The following is a 20,443-nucleotide window of genomic DNA, read 5'->3' as shown; positions in this document are numbered from 1 at the left end:
TAAAACCATTTATTCTTTAATTGAATGAAATACAAATGCATAATCGTTGACGACGAACCATTAGCCAGAGAATTAATAACTTCTCATTTGGTCAATTTCGAAAGTTTTGAATTAATAGCCTCTTTCGAAAATGCACTGAAAGCGTATTCTTTTTTAGAAACCAATACCATCGATTTAATTTTTCTGGATATTGAAATGCCTTTACTAAAAGGAAATGATTTTTTGAAGAAATTAAAAAATCCTCCGAAAGTAATTTTTACTACAGCTTACAGAGAATACGCCATAGAAGGTTATGAACTTAATGTGATTGATTATTTGTTAAAGCCAATTACTTTTGATCGCTTCTTTGTTTCAATAGAAAAATTCAAACAGCTACAACTTCCAAAAAAGGAAACAAAACCAACAACAGATAACCACATTTTTGTAGCAAGCGGAAGTAAAAACATCAAGATTGTATTGGATGAAATTTTGTATGTCGAAAGCCTTAAAGATTACATTACCATTCATCTTGAAAACGGAAAATCACATCACATTAAACAGAATATTTCGGTTTTTGAAAAACTGTTGGGTCCAAATTTTGTGCGGATTCATCGTTCTTATATTATTCAAACACAAAAACTAACCGCCTATTCTAAAAATGAAGTAGAGCTAAACGGCACAGAAATCCCAATTGGAAACAGCTACAAAGAAAACTGGCTACATCATCTGGACGCAAACATTCTAAAATAAAAAATCCGGATCGAAACCCGGACTCTTGAAACTTTCAAACCTGAAACTTGAAACTTGAAACTTTTAAAACAAAAAGCCCTAAGCCTTAAACTTCAACGGCAAATGCACTACTTTTTTAGTTTCGAAAAACTCATCTTCAAAAATTGTAGACAAATCATATAAAGTAGCCCCCGGAAAATCTTTCAATTCTTCGGTCAAATCTCCTCCTTTTAGGTAAAGGATTCCATTTTTCAAGGCATGTTTGTGTTGTTTTTTAATTTTATTTTTGATCCAGGAAACAAAATCCGGCATATTGGTTACCGCACGACTCACAATAAAATCGAAATCTCCTTTTGCATTTTCAGCACGTAATTGTTCTGCTTTTACATTTTTTAATTCTAAGGCATCTACAACTCCCTGAACTACTTTTATTTTTTTTGCGATAACGTCAATCAAATAAAAACGGGTTTCGGGAAAAAGAATCGCCAGGGGAATTCCAGGGAATCCACCTCCGGTTCCAACATCCAGAACGGTTGTTCCGGGTTCAAACTTCATGATTTTTGCTATTCCAAGCGAATGCAAAACGTGTTTTGTATATAAGGCATCAATATCTTTGCGCGAAATAACATTGATTTTTTCATTCCAATCGTGGTATAAAAAATCTAATTTTTGAAATTGTTCGATTTGAATGTCGGTCAAATCAGGAAAATATTTCAGAATCTCATCCATTGCTCTAATTTTTTAACAAAAGTAATACTTTACGATTGAAATATTTAACTCAATTTTGTAAATTGAAAATTTATAATAATTACCTTTGAAGCCTATTTAAATTAATTATGAATAACACTGCACCTACTTTTGCAAGGCAAGACAATCTGAAGTTTTTCAGAACCCTTAACTCTCGGGTTAACAATTACTTCAAGGACAACAATATCCAAAAAACCGGAAACTGGAAGCTGCACTTAAAAGCGGTTATTCTCTTTGCTGTATTCCTGACGCCGTATTTTTTAATCCTAACACTAAATATGCCGTTTTGGGTTATGTTACTTCTATCTATCGTGATCGGTATTGGAATGGCAGGTATTGGAATGAATGTGATGCACGACGGAAATCACGGTTCGTACTCTAATAAAACCTGGATCAACAAGTTTATGGGTGGAACTATTTATGTTTTGGCAGGAAACGTTTACAACTGGCAGGTACAACATAATGTTTTACACCATACGTATACGAACATTCCGGGACATGATGAAGATTTAGATGCAGGAAGAATTATCCGTTTTACCAAAGATGCAAAATGGCATAGTTTTCATCGTTTTCAACATTATTATTCTGTCTTCTTATACGGTTTATTGACTTTCAATTGGGCAATCACAACCGATTTCAAACAAATGAAACGTTACCTTAAAAGAAAATTATCTTACGGCGAACTTAAAAACCCTAAAATACTTTGGACTACTTTAATTATCACTAAAGTTATTTATGTTTCCATTTGGATCGTTTTACCGATCGTAATTGGAATTACCTGGTGGAAAGTTTTAATTGGTTTCTTCGTAATGCATTATACAGCCGGATTAATTTTGAGTGTTGTTTTTCAATTAGCGCATGTTGTAGAAGAAACTACAAACCCTTCTCCAAACGAGTTAGGAGAAATGGACAATACCTGGGCCATTCACCAATTGTTTACGACAACTAATTTCGCACCTAAAAATGCTATCGTAAACTGGTACACCGGTGGATTAAATCACCAAATCGAACACCATATTTTTCCAAATATCAGTCACATTCACTATGGTAAAATTGCAAAAATCGTAAAAGAGACTGCCAAAGAATGCAACTTGCCTTATTACGAGTACAAAACAATGACAAGTGCAGTTATTGCTCACTTCAAACATTTGCGTGATCTTGGAATGAAACCTGAATTATCGGTATAAAACTAAAAAAATCTATTAATAATTAACCTTCCTTAACCAGCTTAGAAAATTAAGGATACTCAAAATTTTTATAATGAATCATATTCTTTCGGACAGAATCAACAACTTAGCGACTTCACAAACATTAGCAATGGCTGCTTTAGCACGCGAATTAAAAGCGCAAGGAAAAGATATCATCAGTTTAAGTTTAGGAGAACCTGACTTTAATACTCCTGATTTTATTAAAGAAGCCGCTAAAAAAGCAATAGACGAAAACTACAGTACTTATTCTCCGGTTGACGGATACCAGGAATTAAAAGAAGCTGTTTGCAGAAAATTCAAAAGAGACAATGGTTTAGAATACAAACCTTCTCAAATTGTAGTTTCTACAGGAGCAAAACAATCTTTATACAACATTGCTCAAGTAATGTTAAACGAAGGTGACGAGGTTATTTTACCTGCTCCTTACTGGGTGAGTTATTTCGAAATTGTGAAACTTTCTGGTGGAGTTCCTGTTGAAGTTCCAACGTCTGTAGATACTGATTTCAAAATTACACCTGAGCAATTAGAAGCTGCTATCACGCCAAAAACAAAAATGATGTGGTTCAGTTCTCCTTGTAACCCAAGTGGATCTGTTTACAGCAGAGAAGAGTTAACTGCTTTGGCAAAAGTTTTAGAAAAACACCCTAATATATATGTTGTGGCTGATGAGATTTATGAGCACATCAATTTCTCAGGAACTTTCTGCAGTATCGGTTCAATCCCGGGAATGTTAGAAAGAACAATTACGGTAAATGGAGTTGCAAAAGCATTCGCAATGACAGGATGGAGAATCGGTTACATCGGAGCTCCGGAATTCATCGCAAAAGCATGTACCAAAATCCAAGGACAAGTAACCAGTGGAGCAAACAGTATTGCGCAACGTGCTACAATTACTGCAGTAGATGCTGATCCTAGTGTATTAAACGAAATGGTTCAGGCTTTCCACGGTCGTAGAGATTTAGTGGTTGGATTATTAAAAGAAATTCCAGGTGTAAAAATCAACGTTCCGGAAGGTGCATTTTACGTTTTCCCTGATGTTTCTTCTTTCTTCGGAAAAACTTTAAGAGGAACTGAAATTAAAGATGCAAACGATTTATCAATGTATCTTTTATCAGAAGCAAACGTAGCAACTGTAACAGGTGATGCTTTTGGAAATCCAAATTGTATTCGTTTTTCTTATGCAACAAGCAACGATATTTTAAAAGAAGCCTTACGCAGAATCAAAGAAGCTTTAGCTGCTTAATCACGATTCTAATGCTATAAATGAAGCCTCAGGAAAATTTCCTGAGGCTTTTTTTTGTTAACATTTCATTTGAAAATTAGACAAAATTATAGTCCTATATTTGAAAACAAAATACAAGGACATTCCCTAATCTTAGCCAATTATAATAGGATGCAAGAGCCCTTCCAATACTAACAATCTAAATCTCATAAAACTAAAAACAACAACTAAACCAACCTAACTAACTATGAAACAATCCCTTATTTGTTTTGCCTTATTTTTAATCAGCAGCTATATTTCCGGACAGACCAAACAAGACAGCCTGGCAATAAAAAGAGCTGCTCTTGATTACATCGAATCGCAACAGGTACCAAATCCCAAACAAATGGAACAGGCACTACACCCAAGAATGGTCAAACGAACCTTTTGGAAAGACAAAGCTACCGGCAAAGATTACGTTCGCGAAACCACGACAGAATCTATGGTCCTGCTTGCAGAAAGCTACAACAAAAACGGGGATAAGTTTCCTACTACACCCAAAAAGGAGGTCAGACTGCTTGATGTTTCAGAACGAACTGCTTCTGTAAAATTAATTGCCGATGAATGGATTGATTATATGCATCTCGTTAAAATCAACGGGGTATGGAAGATCATCAATGTGCTTTGGGAATTTAATGACATCAGCAGACAACAATAAAGAACTAACCTCATCAAGACCAAATTACATAAATGGAAGCCTCGGGAATTTTTCTGAGGCTTTTTTTATTCATCTCAAACAAAAAAAGAAAACATGTTATTTTTTAGGACGATAAATCTTATTTTCGCCAATATATAACAACTATAAAATCAAACAAATGACCAAAAATTTTCGTGCTCTTTTTTACATTAGCACCTTACTACTACTATCTTTCAACCAAACCAAAGCTCAAAAAACAGGTAATTTTATTAAAGCATCCATAGGTTTTGCATCCAGCAGTTCTCTATACATAGAAAATTATGGCCAGCAAGATGAAGTAGACGTCATGGGTTCTGGTTTTTATACAGAAGGAGAATATGTTTTTGGAATAACTTCATGGTTTAGCGTAAGACCTTATGCAGGAATTATTTTAACTTCTCCTGATAAAAATCCGGAACTACAAAATCAGCCTCAATACAAAGTAAATACCAGAGCTTTTTTAGTGGGAGGAAAAATTCGTCTATGTGCACCTATTCCCTGGGTAGCTCCTTTTATTGAAACCGGTATTGGTGCCTCTATTGGTTCATTTGAAACTTTTACACCTTCACATAATTTCAATAAAAGCGATGTCCTAATGCACATCCCTATTAACCTTGGATTAGCAGTAGGCCCTAAAAACAATATAGAGATTGCCGTTTCTTTTTACGTGCATCCGGCAGCCAAACAATCTACCGGAGTCTTTGCCGCAGGTTTTTCTTTTCCTATAGATTAATAAAAAATATACTGAAATTAAAAGCAAAAAAGTCTCACGCAGATTTTAGCGGAATGAAATAAAAAAAATCCGCGGAATCTGCGTGAAAAAATCGCTTAACTTAATGACATTGACCTAAAGCGAGAGGCTAATCCAACAACAAAGCCGCTATCTCTCTTGTAAGTGCAGTTGGAGAATTACAATCACAATTACTCAAACCAATTACATAAATTTTGCTAGCCGGCTCATAAACGCCCATCGATTTAAAACCAAAAATACTGCCTCCATGTTCATATACAAGCTTCCCTTTTACCGCATCAATGTGCCATCCATATCCGTAGTCCGTTTTGGTACCGTTATTTAGTTGATAATTCGTGAATACTTTCGCAGTAGTAGCCAGACTAAGCAACGTATGGGCTGCAATTGCATTTTGCCATTTCAACAGATCCTCAACATTTGAAATTATCGATCCCGAAGCATAAGGTATAGAAAAACTGATATAAGGTGCATTTACATAACCCTCTCTATCACGATAACCGGAAGCCCTGTTTTTTATTACCTTCTCATGACTTGCATAATAAGTATTGTTCATGTCTATTTTCTTAAAAATATTCTCATCAATAAACTCCCCAAAAGTTTTACCTGACACCATCTCAATAATATACCCCAAAAGAACATAACCCGAATTACAATACTTATACTGTTCACCCGGCTTAAAATCTACTGGTTCATTCTTAAAAAAATCAACTAGTTCCTTAGGCGACAAATCGCTTTTGGCAATATCTTTAATTGCTTTCATACTTGTAAAATCCTTAATTCCTGAAGTATGTATTAACAAATGATGTATCGTAATACTATTTCCATTGGTTGGATAATCCGGAATAAACTTGGTGATTTCATCATCCAATTTCAGTTTACCTTGTTCAACTAACATCAAAATGGAGACCGCTGTAAATTGTTTGGTCATGGAACCAATTTCAAAAACAAAGTCCGGCTGCATTGCAACATTCAATTCTAAATTAGCCTTTCCAAAAGCTTTCTTGTATATAATCTTTCCCTCTTTAGCAGCTAAAAATGCGCCTCCGGGACCTTCGGGTTTGAATTTTTCATTTAATAACTTATCTATTTTGGCTTCTAAAGTCTGAGCAAAAATAACAGGCTGAAAAATGAAACAGGAAACAATACAAATTTTAAAAATTAATCTCATTTGATACTCTAATTAAGGGTTACTATTTGTTTTGACGACATTGGGAATCATTAGGTTACAAAAAGCAATATCTATCTAAAATCATATTAATCATTTAATTGGCAAAGAGAAATCAGTATAAGAATATCATGTAAATAACTTTGGGAATAAAACATATACAAAGAAACACAGTAACTTCTTAAACATCATCATTCCATATTAGCCATTCATTTCAAAAAAAATCACCGCAGCACTAGCAAACTCAAATTATTTATTAGAACTTTGCACACTTTTTTCCGGGAAAACCACAAAAGCCTAAAGTACTAAAAATGAAGAAGAAGATTGAAATATTAGCCCCTGCTAAAGATTTAATTGGAGGAATTGCTGCCATCAATAGTGGCGCCGATGCAGTTTATATTGGCGCACCATTATATGGAGCACGCTCTAATGCCACAAACTCTATTGAAGATGTTGCAGCATTGGTAAAGTATGCACACTTATTTAACGCTCAGGTTTTTGTCGTTATCAATACCATTTTATATGATAACGAATTAGAAACATGTCGTTTAATGATTTGGGAATTATACAATATTGGAGTTGATGCCTTGATCATTCAAGATATGGCGATTATGGAAATGGACTTACCTCCTATCGTACTTCACGCCAGTACACAAGCCAATAATCGTGATGCCGACAAAATAAAATTCTTAAAAGATGCCGGAATAAAACGTGTCGTTTTAGCACGTGAATTGAACCTGCACCAAATTAAAGAAATCTACGATAAAGCAGATGTTGAATTAGAATTTTTCGTTACCGGCGCCTTATGCGTTTCCTTCAGCGGAAATTGTTATATGAGTGTGGCCAACGGAGAACGTAGTGCCAACCGTGGTTCTTGTGCTCAAAACTGTCGTTTGCCATACAACTTAATCGACGGAAATGGAGAAACTTTAATCAAAAACAGTCACTTGCTTTCTATAAAAGATTTTGATGTTTCAAATGAAATTCCAAATCTGGTTGAAGCAGGAATTGTTTCTTTTAAAATCGAAGGTCGTCTAAAAGATATCGTTTACGTAAAAAATAACGTTTCGTATTTGCGCCAAAAATTAGATGCTTACTTAGAAGGAAGTGATAAATATACCAAAGCTTCTTCGGGAAAATGTACTTACAGTTTTGATTCTGCTTTAGATAAAAGTTTTAATCGTGGTTACACTGACTATTTTGTAAACGAAAGACACAGTTCAATTGGCTCATGGGAAAGTCCAAAATCAAAAGGGCAATACATTGGTAAATTAGTTAAAACAATAGGAAACGCTTACCAAATTGAGAATGGTGAATTATTGAATAATGGTGATGGACTATGTTTCATCAATGAAACCAATGAAGCAGAGGGAATTTATGTCAACAAAGTTGAAAATGGTTTGGCCTATCCTAACGTTTTAAAAGAAATTAAAGACGGTACTTTTATTTACAGAAATAATGATGCCGCTTTCATTAAAATTGTAGAAAGAGAAGACAGTGCCGTACGTAAAATCAGTACCACTTTATTATTGACCGAAAACGAAAATGGCTTTGAATTAATTGCTACTGACGAAGACGGGAACGTAAGTATTGTGACTTTAGTTCACCCGAAAGAACAAACTAAAAACAACGAATCAATCGCAGAAAACTTTAAAATCAATCTGGCAAAAACAGGTTTTACTCCTTATACTGCAGATGAAATTAATGTACTATTTTCTCAAAATTGGTTCCTTCCTATTTCAAAAATCAACGAAATGAGAAGAACCGTTTACGAGCAATTATCCGAAATTCGTTTGGCTAATTACAAACGTGAAGAACATCAGTTGGTAAAAACGTCACACCCTTATCCTGAAACCAAATTGGACTTTATGTACAATGTTTCAAATAAAATAGCGCGTAAATTTTACGAACGCCATGGTGTAACTGAAATTGAAAAAGCATTTGAATTACAATGGGATCCAGGAAAATCTCGTGTAATGACCACCAAATATTGCATCAAATACGAATTAAAAAAATGTCCGATACACCAAAAAGACATTGTAGGTGTCAAAGTAAAAGAACCATTAGTATTAAAACAAGGCGAACTGGAATACAAACTAAAGTTCAATTGCAAACCTTGTGAAATGGAAATTTGGGAAAAAGACGCTGAATTTGAAATTGAGGAAGATCATTTTCATTAGGAGCGTTATTTAACCGCTAGGTCCGCAAAGGTTTACGCAAGGTTCGCAAGGGTTTATTTTAAATCTTTGCGAACCTTTTTTTTGTCGCAATAAGGGTTTAACCGAAAAGGACACAAAGTTTAATTATAGCATTGCGACTTCTTTTTTAATTCTATATCTATTTTTTTACACGCAGATTTAGCAGATTGCGCAGATTTTTTTTGCAAGAGGCAAAGATCAGCCTAATCTGCTAAATCTGCGTGCAAAAGAAAAAATTTGCTACTCCACGAACTAAAATCACGTCCCCTTAAGCCCCTTGTGGTCATTTTATAGCTTTTAATAAAGATAAAAACTCTTCTATTAAGTTAACTTTTTTTATCAAATCCAAAGTAAAGACAAGATACGCTAGGACTTGTTTTAAATCTTTACGGGCTTTTTTATTTTAGGTTCAACCGCAAGGAGTACAAAGCTTTTTTCAATCTTTGCGAACCTTGCGTAAACCTTCGCGTACCTAGCGGTTAAAAAAAACAAACAAAACATCTCCAATGACCAATATTATAGAATGCTTTTTTTTACATTTACTACCCTTATAAGATTCCAAAAATCATAAAAAATTCCCCCATGAAAATACTACTTCTAGGTTCAGGCGAATTAGGAAAAGAATTCACCATTGCCGCACAAAGAATCGGTCAGACCATAATTGCTGTTGACAGTTACGAAAACGCTCCTGCAATGCAGGTTGCTCATGGTTTTGAAGTAATCAATATGCTCGACGGCGAAGCACTTGACCGCATAGTAGCCAAACACCAACCCGACTTTATTGTCCCTGAGATAGAAGCCATTCGTACTGAACGTTTTTACGACTACGAAAAACAAGGTATCACCGTTGTTCCTTCAGCGAAAGCGGCCAATTTTACCATGAATCGCAAAGCTATTCGCGATTTAGCAGCAAAAGAATTAGGCTTAAAAACAGCCAAATACCAATACGCAACTTCGGCAGAAGAATTACAAAAAGCCGTTCAGGAAGTTGGAATTCCATGCGTAGTAAAACCGTTGATGTCGTCTTCAGGAAAAGGACAATCGACCATTAAAAACCAGGAAGATATTCTGAAGGCTTGGGAATATGCCGTTGCAGGTTCCCGAGGTGATGTTATCGAAGTGATCGTCGAAGCTTTTGTAGATTTCAATTCTGAAATTACACTTTTGACAATTACACAAAATAACAATCCAACACTTTTTTGTGCTCCGATTGGTCACCGACAAGAACGTGGCGATTATCAGGAAAGCTGGCAGCCAGCAAAAGTCTCCGATAAAGACTTGTACGAAGCACAGGATATGGCCGAAAAGATTACCGAGGCCCTTGGTGGTGCCGGACTTTTTGGAGTTGAATTTTTCCTGACCAATGACGGCGTTTATTTCTCCGAACTTTCCCCACGTCCGCACGACACCGGAATGGTAACTTTGGCCGGAACTCAAAATTTTAATGAGTTCGAATTGCATTTACGAGCCATTTTAAGCCTCCCAATTTTTGAAATCACTTTAGAAAAAGCCGGAGCAAGCGCTGTAATTTTGGCTTCTGAAGATTCTGCAAACCCAACTTTTACCGGAATCGAAAAAGTAGCTGCTTTACCCAAAACTGATTTCAGACTTTTTGGAAAACCAACCTCAAGACCGTACCGCAGAATGGGTGTTGTTTTAAGTCATGATACTTTAGTCACTCCAATCGAAGAAATAACAGAACGCGCAAAAGCAACTTCAAAACTAATAATTGTAAACTCTTAAAAAATGAAAAAACTAATATTTCTTGCATTATTATTTACCGGCCTTAACATGCAGGCTCAAGACAAAGAAAAAACCGAAAAACCTCAAATTGTAGAAACCGCTTGTGGTGAATGCCAATTCGGAATGAAAGGTGACGCTTGTGATCTTGCCGTTCGCATTGACGGAAAATCCTATTTTGTTGACGGAACAACCATTGACGAACATGGTGATGCTCACGCAAAAGATGGTTTTTGCAATGCAATCCGTAAAGCTGCTGTAACAGGAAAAATAGAAAATGACCGTTTTAAAGTGACTACATTTACTTTAATAAAACAAAAATAATGGCGCTGATTCTTGACAATATTGCCAAGCATGTTGCATTGACTCCGGATGAGCAGGCACTTTTTTTATCCAAAACAGAAACACATACCTATAAAGCCAAGACCATTTTATTAAATGCGGGCGAAATATGTAAACATTCTTATTTTGTGAATTCAGGGATTTTAAGAAGCTTTAACATCAACGATAATATTGTTGAACATGTACTTTCTTTTGCCTGCGAAGGCTGGTGGATGAGTGACATGTACAGCTATTTTTCACAAAAACCCGGACAGCTTTTTATAGAAGCTCTAGAAGAAACGGAAATCGTTTCGTTATCAAAAGAAAATCAGGAGCAATTGTATCTTCAAATTCCAAAATTAGAACGTTTTTTCAGAATTCTAATCGAAAATTCGTTAGTTGCCAATCAGCAAAGACTAATGGACAATCTGAGCTTACCCGCAGAAGAACGTTTTGAAAAATTCTGCGCCAAATATGGAACATTAGTTCACAAAGTCCCTCAAAAACAAATTGCTTCTTTCATTGGTGTTACGCCAGAGTTTTTTAGTAAAATGAAAGCAAGACTTTTGAAGAAATAAATAATATAGCCACAGATTTCACAGATTAAAGTGATTTTTTGGCCACGAATTTCACTAATTCACGTGAGTTTTAATTCCATTATTAAACCAATTAATTCGTGAAATTCGTGGCCATATTTTTTTAATCCTTTTAATCTGTGAAATCTGTGGCAAAAAAAAGAAAAAACACGGCTCAACCAAGAACCGTGTTTTTTTTATGAATTAAAATTGCTCAACCTCCGTAGAATGTTTCATTGCCGTAGTGGTTGACTTACCAATGGTAACCGTATTCTGAACTGCATCAAAATAAGAAGTCCCTACAAAAGCTTGATGTTTTACCGCTCTAAAACCGTTTTTCTGTAAAGCAAATTCTCTTTCCTGTAACTCAGAATAACCTGCCATTCCGCGCTCTTTGTACGCTTTAGAAAGTTCAAACATACTAGTGTTTAAAGCATGGAAACCTGCTAAAGTGATGAACTGGAATTTATACCCCATCGCAGCCAAATCTTCTCTAAAAGTTTCCATTTCTGCCACTGATAATTTTGCAGCCCAATTAAAAGAAGGCGAACAATTATACGCTAACATTTTATCCGGAAATTCTTTTTTCATGGCATCAGCAAATTTTTTCGCATAAACCAAATCAGGATTACTGGTTTCCATCCAAATCAAATCGGCGTACGGTGCGTAGCTCAACCCTCTTGCAATTCCCTGATCGATACCACAGTTTACATAAAAGAAACCTTCATTGGTTTTTTCACCAGTAATAAACTTAGCATCTCTAGGATCTGCATCACTCGTTAGTAAATTAGCGGTATCTGCATCGGTTCGTGCTACAATAAGTGTAGGAACTCCCATAACATCTGCTGCTAATCGAGCCGCAATTAGTTTATTAATCGCCTCCTGAGTTGGTACCAAAACCTTCCCTCCCAAATGCCCGCATTTTTTAGCAGAACTCAACTGATCTTCAAAATGAACCCCAGAAGCTCCGGCCTCAATCATAGATTTCATTAATTCAAAAGCATTTAAATTTCCACCAAAACCTGCTTCGGCATCGGCTACAATGGGCACTAAATAATCTATTTTATCTTCTACTTTATTTACCACCTGAATCTGATCAGCTCGCAATAAAGCACTATTAATTTTTTTCACAACCATTGGTACACTATTTACCGGGTAAAGCGATTGATCCGGATACATTTCTCCAGCCAAATTCGCATCAGCAGCCACTTGCCAACCGCTTAAATAAATCGCTTCCAAACCGGCATCAACTTCCTGAATCGCCTGATTCCCAGTCAAAGCCCCCAATCCAGCTACATAATCCTGACTTTTTAACTTTCTCCATAATTTTTGCGCCCCTATTTTAGCAATAGAGTGCTCAATCTGATAAGAACCCTGAAGCGTCACCACTTCGGTAGCAGTATAAGGACGCTCAACACCTTTCCATCTTGGGTTCGTAATCCAATCGTTAATCAATTCCTGAATTCTGTCTTCTGTTGTTTTCATAAATAATATAGTTAAGTTGGTTAGTAAAAAGTTTGCAGTCTCAGTTTTCAGTTTTCAGCTGAGACTTAAAAAAATAATTAGTATTGAGTTCTTTTAATACATAGGAACATCTCTTTTTTTGTAGATAAGCCGCAACGCTTGTCCTAAAACACATAGCTATGTGCAAAATCAAGATTTCTTAAAATATCCCTTCCTTCAATTTTACATCTATGTTTCTATGTGTTAAAAAAAATTAAGCGCAACAGCCCTTATAAATATTTGTAACATGGAATGGTCAAGAAGTCAACGAAATCAGCATTAACAACTAATCTTTCCAGTACTTTTTCGGCCAAAGGAAATTGTCGTTTTTCGTAGTTTTCTGCTCCCAATTCCGTTTTTATTTTATGGAATTCCTCTAAAGCCAATTCGTGATAATAGGCCAGATTCAACTCTTTATCAGTATCCAAAACCACTTTATTCTGAAGCCACTGCCATAATTGTGATCTCGAAATCTCAGCCGTCGCCGCATCTTCCATCAAATTATGTAAAGCAGCTGCACCTTGACCATTCAACCACGAAGCCAGATACAAAACCCCAACATTGATGTTTTTTCGAACTCCATTTTCAGTAATGATCCCAATTGGTGGTTCAATCAGATCCGCTTCTGTAATTTTGCGGTGTTCTCTTTTGATATGAATCTGGTTTGGAGTTGGCATTCCGGCATCAAAAACTTCTTTCGCTAGCGCTACCAAATCCGGATGTGCTACCCAGGTGCCATCATGACCATTTCGAACTTCACGTTCTTTATCGGTTTTTACTTTTGCAAAAGCAACAGCATTGGCTTCTTCGTTATTTTTAATCGGAATCTGAGCCGCCATTCCTCCAATAGCATGAATCCCTCTTTTATGACATCTCTGAATTACCAAATTCGAATAAGCATTCATAAACGGTGAAGTCATATTTACCTGATCACGATCCGGAACAATAAACTTCGAATTTTTACGGAATTTTTTGATGTACGAAAAGATATAATCCCAACGACCACAATTCAATCCCACTATATGCTCTTTCAATTCGTAGATAATTTCATCCAACTGAAAACTGGCTGTGATGGTTTCTATTAACACCGTAACTTTGATCGTTCCTCTTGCTAATTTTAAATAATCTTCGGTAAAATCAATTACAGTATTCCACCAACGCGCTTCTAAATAATGTTCCAACTTTGGAATATAGAAATAGGGTCCGGAATTATTTTCAAGTAATTGTTTATGATTGTGAAAAACATACAAACCAAAATCCATCAAAGAACCTGAAACCATTTGACCTTCTATCTGAAGGTGTTTTTCTAAAAGATGCAAACCTCTTGGACGAACAATCAAAGTCGCTATTTTTTCATTTAGCTGATAGGTTTTGTTTTTTGAAAGATCCGTATGCGAAATCGTTTTGTTAACCGCATCTATTAAATTAACCTGCCCCTCCATCAAATTTTGCCAAGTTGGAGAAGTACTGTCTTCAAAATCGGCCATAAATGTTTTTGCTCCTGAATTCAAGGCATTGATAATCATTTTGCGATCAACCGGCCCAGTAATTTCAACTCTTCTGTCCAATAAATCTTTTGGTGTTTCACCGGCAGTCCAATTGCTTTCTCTAACCTCTTTGGTCTCTAAAGGAAAAGCAGGCATGACACCTTGATCAAAACCGACTTGCGCTTGGTCTCTTTGCAACAAAAGTAATTTTCGTTGTGATTCGAATTTCTTATGCAATTCTGTTATAAAAGCAATTGCATCATCGGTCCAAATGCTTGGATAAGAAAGCTTTTTTTCGGCTAAAAATTCCATTGCCGTCTCGGTAATCTCAAATTGGTTTTTCATAGCTGCAGATTTTATTTTTAAATAGTTAAATAAGATATTGTCTCAACTGATTCATGCCTTTTAAAACATTTCATCTCTAACAATCTCACCTCTAACTTGTTTTACACTACAATGTTATGAAAAAGTTTTTTACAAAACAAGCGAACGTTCGCTAAATGTGTAAAATATTTTTTTGGCGATTGTTTTTTTATTGGTTACATTTGATACTATGGATATCGAAAAAGACTATATAAAGCTGATTTTTGGGCTAAAACTCAAGCAGGTCCGCACCCAAAAGAACCTTTCGCTTTTTGGCTTAGCCAAATTGACCAACCTTTCAAAATCGTATTTAAACGAAATTGAAAAGGGAAAAAAATATCCCAAAACCGATAAAATTTTACTTTTATGCGAGCATCTCGATGTTTCTTACGACCAAATGGTCTCTTTAAAACTCGACAACAACCTCGCTCCGATTGGTGAAATTTTAAAATCCGGTATTTTAAAAGAGATTCCTTTAGAGCTTTTTGGAATCCAGGAAGCGGATCTAATTGATATTATTGCGAATGCTCCGGCAAAAGTCAACGCCTTTATCAGTACCATAATTGAAATTGCACAACATTATAATTTAAGTCGTGAAAGTTTCTTTTTAGCTGCTTTGCGTTCGTATCAGGAAGCGCACAGTAATTATTTTGAAGATCTAGAAAATAAGGTAATCGCTTTCTCCAAATCCTTTCAAATCAATTTGGATACTAAGATCAGTATTGAAGAATTACAAGCGATTCTAAAAGAAGAATACGAATACACTATAAAAGAAATTGCTTTTACTGATCAGGAAGCATTGGGCGATTTACGTTCCATTTATGTTCCAAAAAGCAAAACATTATTACTTTCCACAGAAATTGACGACCCACAAAAAGCATTTATACTTGCCAAAGAAATAGCCTACAATTATTTAAATCTATCCGACAGATTACTGACTTTCAGTTGGATTAAATTTGATAATTTCGATCAGGTGCTCCATAATTTTTATGCTTCGTACTTTGCCGGAGCTTTATTGCTACCAAGACAATTGGTGGTAGACAAAATCAATGCATTCTTAAATAACGAACAACCTAAACCGGAACAGTTTGTAGCTTTAATTGAAAGTTTCGAAGTTTCACCGGAATCTTTTTACCAGCGATTAACCAATTTATTACCGAAAGACTTTCATCTGAAGAATCTCTTCTTCCTAAGATTATCTCATAAAATTGGTTCTGATTTTTATCAGATAAAAAAAGAACTGCACATTACCAATCAGCAGGAACCACACGCAAACGAAACCAATGAGCATTACTGCCGAAGATGGGTTTCGGTAAAAACGATTGACGAAGCAATCAGACAAAACAAACCTCACTTTTTTGATGCTCAGATTTCGAGTTATGCGAATAGCGGAAATGAGTATTTGGTTTTTTCTTCCGCTACAAAAGATCCGTTTGTTGAGAATTGCATCAGAAGTATTTCTGTTGGTATTTTGATCAATCCAACGATGAAAAAGAAATTCAAATTCATCGACGGAAAACCACTCACCAAACAAATCGTAGGCGTAACCTGCGAAACTTGTGCCGTAAAAGATTGCCTGGAAAGAGCTTCCCCTCCTATTGCATTAGAGAAAAAGAAACGCCATGAAGATACGGATGCCGTTGTGCAGCAGTATATCACGCAGTATAGCTAAAAGATTTTAGATTGCTGATTTTAGATTGCAGATTTTAGATTTTAGATTGAAGACTATTGATTGAAGACTATTGATTGAAGACTGTTGATTGAAGACTGTTGATTGAAGATTGTTGATTGAAGATTATTGATTTTAGATTGTGATTATTGATTTTAGATTTTCTCGCACCTTGTCATTTCGAAGAATGAGAAATCACACTAGAAACTCCGTTTCAATTTTCCGCAAATTTGTCATACTGAGGAACGAAGTATCTTCACGAGATAATCCGTAAAGTGTAGCTCAACAGTATCGATCCAGCAAACACAGATTCATCGTTCCTCAGGATAACAAACCGTACGGAGTTTCTAGTGTGATTTCTCAACTTCGCTCAGAAATGACAAATTAAAATTACTCTTCACTCTTATTACACATAGTCGCAAAGTTCCCCTCCTCAGAACCTTTGTGCCTCTACCCCCATTAAACCTCCCCCCCCAAAAAAAAAACTCAGAACCTTAGCCACTCAGAACCTCAAAACCTTTTCTTAATCTACATTAAGTACATTTCATCTATGTCCGTCGTAAATTTGTACTATAAAAATAACAAAACACATAGCATCATGGAAAATATAGTATTACACAAGGCAGAAACAAGAGGGAATGCAAATCACGGATGGCTAAATGCGTATCACAGTTTTAGTTTTGCAAGCTGGTACAATCCGGAAAGAGTTCAATTTGGAGCATTGCGTGTTTTGAACGATGATACGATTGCAGGCGGAATGGGCTTTGGAACGCACCCACACGACAATATGGAAATCATCACTATCCCGTTGGAAGGTGATTTAGCACACAAAGACAGTATGGGTAATACCGAAATCATCAAAAATGGTGATATTCAGGTAATGAGTGCGGGAACCGGAGTACAACACAGTGAATTTAATCCGAATGCGGATCAGCAGACTAAATTGTTGCAAATCTGGTTGTTTCCAAACCAAAGAAATGTTGATCCACGTTATCAACAAATCTCTTTGAATGTAGAGGACAGACATAACAAATTACAACAAATCTTATCTCCAAATGCAGACGATGCTGGAGTTTGGATTCACCAGGATGCCTGGTTCCATATGGCCAACTTTGACGCTGGAATCGCAACAGAATATCATTTGAAAAAAGAAGGAAATGGCGTTTATGCTTTTATCTTAAAAGGAAATGTAACCATCAACGGACAGGAATTAAACTCCCGTGACGCTCTTGGAATAACCGATTTTGAGACTTTAAACATCAAAGCAAATACTGATGCTGAGTTTCTTTTAATGGAAATTCCGATGAATTATTAATTCACATAAGTAATAAACAAATTCTCATATCAAGAGGTAATATTTTGAATTTCAATTTATTACCTCTTGATTTTTTATCCAAAATTTCATAAAGCCCGAAAGAAAGATTAAATTTATAGTAGAAACTGATCGGTCTTTAACAAAGTAGAAATAACCACTCTAAAATGCTCAATTATGGATCCAAATGACCTTACAAAAGAATATACGAATGGTGAAGTAACTATCGTATGGCAATCCGGAAAATGTATTCATTCTGCCAATTGTGTAAAAAATAATCCCGATGTTTTTCACCCAAAAGAAAAGCCCTGGATACAAGCTAAAAATTCAACCACTAAAAAAATTATTGAAACCGTAAACAAATGTCCATCCGGAGCTTTGACTTTTTACCTGAACAATAAAGACTGATAATCAAAAACTTAATCTATTGTTTTCATTTCTTAATCTAGGTTAAGTGCCCTTCGTTTACTCTCAGCGTAACTTTGCCTTATCAAAATGAAACTATTACAATTTAAAAAAATAAAATTATGGCAACTACAAAATGGTCTATTGACCCAACACATTCACAAATTGGTTTTAAAGTAAAACACATGATGTTTACAAATGTTTCTGGTAAATTCGGAACTTACGATGCAACCGTTACAACTGATGACGAGAATTTCGAAAATGCAGATATCGCTTTTTCCGCAGACATCGCTTCAATTGATACAGCAAATGCAGACAGAGACGGACACTTAAGAAGCGGCGATTTTTTTGATGTTGAAAACCATCCAAAATTAGCTTTCAAATCTTCTTCCTTTAAAAAAGTTGATGATGGTGAATATGAGATCACAGGAGATCTAAACATCAAAGGAGTTTCTAAAACAGTAAAATTTCCGGTAGAATTTAGCGGTATCATGACCGATCCTTGGGGAAATACAAAAGTAGGTTTAAATATCGAAGGAAAAATCAATCGTAAAGATTGGGGACTAAACTGGAATTCTGCCCTTGAAACCGGTGGTGTATTGGTTGGAGAAGAAGTTAAATTAAACATCGAAATTCAATTGGCAAAACAAGCATAATTTGAATTAATCTGATTAATGAGAAGCTCTGTATTCTAAGAAGTACAGGGCTTTTTGTTTGACACAAATTTTCACTAATTGTAAACTGAGAAACTAAAATTTAATTCTTGTTACTTCAGGAAATTCGTGGTAAACACCCTCTTTTTTGTCATTTCGAAGAATGAGAAATCACACTACAAATTCACGCACAGTTTGCGGAATATTGGATGTGATTTCTCATTCTTCGAAATGACAATCTTTGCGCAATAAAAAACCACAACCAACGAATCAATTCGTGACAATTCGTGTAATTCGTGTCAAAAAATCAACGTCCTGTATTATTCCTAAATTCCGTCGGAGAGATTCCGGTTTGTTTTTTAAATACTCTCGAAAAATAAGAGTAGTCTTCATAACCAACAGCATATGCCACCTCGTTTACAGCTAATTGTTTATCGATCAGCATTCTTTTTATTTCGAGAATTACGCGATCCATAATTACTTCGGTTGCTGTTTTTTGCAAAATCTCGTTACATATTCGGTTCAAATGTTTTAAAGTAATATGCAATTGATCCGCATAAAAAGAAGGCAATTTTTGAGTTTTAAAATACTTTTCCAGAAGTACCTCGAAAGCACTAATTTTAACATTATACGAATGCGCCTGACGTGAGTAAGTTTCACCGTATTTACGGGCAATTTCGATATGAATACAATCCAACAAATTGAGCATCTTGTCTAATTGCAATCTATGATTTTGATTGTTTTCCTGAATCAGCAGATTAAAATAAGGCAGGATTTTAGATGATTCTTCCCCTTCAAAAAGAACTTCCGGCTGATTGAGAATCGAATTGTAAAAGTTGTAGTCGTTTATCTTTTTCTGTCCGAAATACAGATTATAAAGTTCCTGTGAAAAGATAATCACATACCCCTCAATATCTTCCGACAAACTCCAATGGTGCATTTGCCCGGGTTGCAAAACAAACAAACTACCCTTTTTTATTTCAAAACGATCAAAATCAACTTCGTGAATTCCCGAACCGTTAGTAAAAAAAACCATTAAATAAGAATCGTGACGATGCGGCTCTTCTACGAAACTGTGACTTTTTAAATGTTCCTTGAAAGTATTGACATAAAAATCACGGTGAACATCGTTACAACTAAAATTCTGAACGCTATAAACAGGGTATTTTTTCATAACAAATGTCTTTATTGTGCTATAAGTAGCGAAGATATAAAAAAGGTTTCAATAGAATCTAAAATACCTTTGTATAAATAAAAAACAACAAAATCATGTCAAGTACACTAGTCCATATTCTGAAAAATGAATGTCCGAATTGTCATAAAGGAAAAGTATTCAAAGACAAAAACATATTCCTAAATATCGGTTTTCCAAAAATGAATGAATACTGTGGTCATTGTAATTATAAGTTCCAAAAAGAGCCAGGCTACTTTTTTGGTGCGATGTATGTAAATTACGGATTGACGGTTGCGCAAGGAATTGCTACTTACTGTATTGCACAATTTTTCTTTGAAAAAACATTTGATCTGAGAATTATTCCCATCATTGCGGTTGTAATTACTTCTTTATCATTTTTCAACCTTCGTTTTTCCAGATTATTATGGATTTATATGTTTAAGGACTATACAAGCTAAAAAAATGTTATTTTTGCCTTTCAATTGAAACTAATTTTCAATTCCAAAAAAATTCAATCTTTAAATTAG

General features: G+C 35.4%; 19 protein-coding genes. 14 read left to right on the top strand and 5 right to left on the bottom strand.

Annotated features, from left to right (window positions below; all coding sequences use genetic code 11):
* The first annotated feature begins 24 nt into the window (after nt 1–24).
* Nucleotides 25–729, top strand: a complete 705-nt coding sequence (locus LNP23_RS08595; RefSeq protein ID WP_230004577.1) for a LytR/AlgR family response regulator transcription factor — start codon at nt 25–27, stop codon at nt 727–729.
* A 78-nt stretch (nt 730–807) separates the two neighbouring features.
* On the opposite strand, the gene rsmG is transcribed toward LNP23_RS08595, so the two are convergent.
* A complete protein-coding gene (gene rsmG, locus LNP23_RS08590; RefSeq protein ID WP_047778333.1) occupies nt 808–1,437 on the bottom strand; it encodes a 16S rRNA (guanine(527)-N(7))-methyltransferase RsmG in 630 nt (209 codons plus the stop codon).
* Between the two features lie 107 nt (nt 1,438–1,544).
* Here rsmG and LNP23_RS08585 point away from each other — a divergent pair, with 107 nt between their 5' ends.
* From LNP23_RS08585 to LNP23_RS08570, 4 genes are all read left to right on the top strand, one after another.
* Nucleotides 1,545–2,642, top strand: coding sequence for a fatty acid desaturase family protein (locus LNP23_RS08585; protein ID WP_047778332.1), 1,098 nt, complete (start codon nt 1,545–1,547; stop codon nt 2,640–2,642).
* A 73-nt stretch (nt 2,643–2,715) separates the two neighbouring features.
* Nucleotides 2,716–3,906, top strand: a complete 1,191-nt coding sequence (locus LNP23_RS08580) for a pyridoxal phosphate-dependent aminotransferase (protein ID WP_047778331.1) — start codon at nt 2,716–2,718, stop codon at nt 3,904–3,906.
* Between the two features lie 226 nt (nt 3,907–4,132).
* Entirely contained in the window at nt 4,133–4,582 is a 450-nt protein-coding gene (locus tag LNP23_RS08575) for a nuclear transport factor 2 family protein (RefSeq protein ID WP_230004576.1), read from the top strand.
* Nucleotides 4,583–4,739: 157 nt separating this feature from the next.
* Nucleotides 4,740–5,333 (top strand): hypothetical protein, encoded by a 594-nt coding sequence (locus tag LNP23_RS08570; RefSeq protein ID WP_230004575.1) that lies wholly within the window; start codon nt 4,740–4,742, stop codon nt 5,331–5,333.
* 127 nt (nt 5,334–5,460) lie between these two features.
* Here LNP23_RS08570 and LNP23_RS08565 read toward each other — a convergent pair whose 3' ends face one another.
* Nucleotides 5,461–6,519, bottom strand: coding sequence for a serine hydrolase domain-containing protein (locus LNP23_RS08565; protein WP_230004574.1), 1,059 nt, complete (start codon nt 6,517–6,519; stop codon nt 5,461–5,463).
* Between the two features lie 308 nt (nt 6,520–6,827).
* On the opposite strand from LNP23_RS08565, the gene LNP23_RS08560 reads away from it, so the two are divergent.
* From LNP23_RS08560 to LNP23_RS08545, 4 genes are all read left to right on the top strand, one after another.
* A complete protein-coding gene (locus LNP23_RS08560) occupies nt 6,828–8,696 on the top strand; it encodes a peptidase U32 family protein (RefSeq protein WP_230004573.1) in 1,869 nt (622 codons plus the stop codon).
* A 585-nt stretch (nt 8,697–9,281) separates the two neighbouring features.
* Nucleotides 9,282–10,457: a formate-dependent phosphoribosylglycinamide formyltransferase gene (gene purT, locus LNP23_RS08555; protein WP_255663874.1), complete on the top strand. Its 1,176-nt coding sequence runs from the start codon at nt 9,282–9,284 to the stop codon at nt 10,455–10,457.
* Between the two features lie 3 nt (nt 10,458–10,460).
* Nucleotides 10,461–10,778, top strand: a complete 318-nt coding sequence (locus LNP23_RS08550) for a DUF6370 family protein (protein ID WP_230004571.1) — start codon at nt 10,461–10,463, stop codon at nt 10,776–10,778.
* The gene (locus tag LNP23_RS08545) at nt 10,778–11,353 is read left to right on the top strand and encodes a Crp/Fnr family transcriptional regulator (protein WP_047778320.1); all 576 of its coding nucleotides are present in this window, start codon (nt 10,778–10,780) and stop codon (nt 11,351–11,353) included. Before LNP23_RS08550 ends, LNP23_RS08545 begins: the two co-directional genes overlap by 1 nt.
* A 201-nt stretch (nt 11,354–11,554) precedes the next feature.
* Here the strand turns inward: LNP23_RS08545 and aceA are convergent, their stop codons facing one another.
* Both aceA and aceB read right to left on the bottom strand, forming a co-directional pair.
* On the bottom strand, nt 11,555–12,835 hold the full coding sequence (aceA, locus tag LNP23_RS08540) for an isocitrate lyase (protein ID WP_230004570.1): 1,281 nt from the start codon (nt 12,833–12,835) through the stop codon (nt 11,555–11,557).
* Between the two features lie 248 nt (nt 12,836–13,083).
* On the bottom strand, nt 13,084–14,685 hold the full coding sequence (gene aceB, locus LNP23_RS08535; RefSeq protein ID WP_047778316.1) for a malate synthase A: 1,602 nt from the start codon (nt 14,683–14,685) through the stop codon (nt 13,084–13,086).
* A gap of 208 nt (nt 14,686–14,893) precedes the next feature.
* Here aceB and LNP23_RS08530 point away from each other — a divergent pair, with 208 nt between their 5' ends.
* The 4 genes from LNP23_RS08530 to LNP23_RS08515 all read left to right on the top strand — a co-directional run bounded on the left by LNP23_RS08530 (nt 14,894) and on the right by LNP23_RS08515 (nt 18,745).
* On the top strand, nt 14,894–16,375 hold the full coding sequence (locus LNP23_RS08530; RefSeq protein ID WP_047778314.1) for a helix-turn-helix domain-containing protein: 1,482 nt from the start codon (nt 14,894–14,896) through the stop codon (nt 16,373–16,375).
* A 595-nt stretch (nt 16,376–16,970) separates the two neighbouring features.
* Nucleotides 16,971–17,687, top strand: a complete 717-nt coding sequence (locus LNP23_RS08525; RefSeq protein ID WP_047773241.1) for a pirin family protein — start codon at nt 16,971–16,973, stop codon at nt 17,685–17,687.
* A 174-nt stretch (nt 17,688–17,861) separates the two neighbouring features.
* Nucleotides 17,862–18,092: a (4Fe-4S)-binding protein gene (locus LNP23_RS08520; protein ID WP_230004569.1), complete on the top strand. Its 231-nt coding sequence runs from the start codon at nt 17,862–17,864 to the stop codon at nt 18,090–18,092.
* Between the two features lie 119 nt (nt 18,093–18,211).
* Complete coding sequence (locus LNP23_RS08515) at nt 18,212–18,745, top strand: YceI family protein (protein WP_230004568.1); 534 nt, start codon at nt 18,212–18,214, stop codon at nt 18,743–18,745.
* A gap of 304 nt (nt 18,746–19,049) precedes the next feature.
* Here LNP23_RS08515 and LNP23_RS08510 read toward each other — a convergent pair whose 3' ends face one another.
* A complete protein-coding gene (locus LNP23_RS08510; RefSeq protein WP_230004567.1) occupies nt 19,050–19,916 on the bottom strand; it encodes a helix-turn-helix domain-containing protein in 867 nt (288 codons plus the stop codon).
* A 95-nt stretch (nt 19,917–20,011) separates the two neighbouring features.
* On the opposite strand from LNP23_RS08510, the gene LNP23_RS08505 reads away from it, so the two are divergent.
* On the top strand, nt 20,012–20,374 hold the full coding sequence (locus tag LNP23_RS08505) for a hypothetical protein (RefSeq protein ID WP_047773234.1): 363 nt from the start codon (nt 20,012–20,014) through the stop codon (nt 20,372–20,374).
* Nucleotides 20,375–20,443 lie beyond the last annotated feature (69 nt).

Source organism: Flavobacterium cupriresistens, from assembly GCF_020911925.1.
GTDB classification, from domain to species: domain Bacteria; phylum Bacteroidota; class Bacteroidia; order Flavobacteriales; family Flavobacteriaceae; genus Flavobacterium; species Flavobacterium cupriresistens.
Note: the sequence above shows the minus strand (reverse complement) of the source record. Positions and strands in the feature narration are given on the sequence as shown.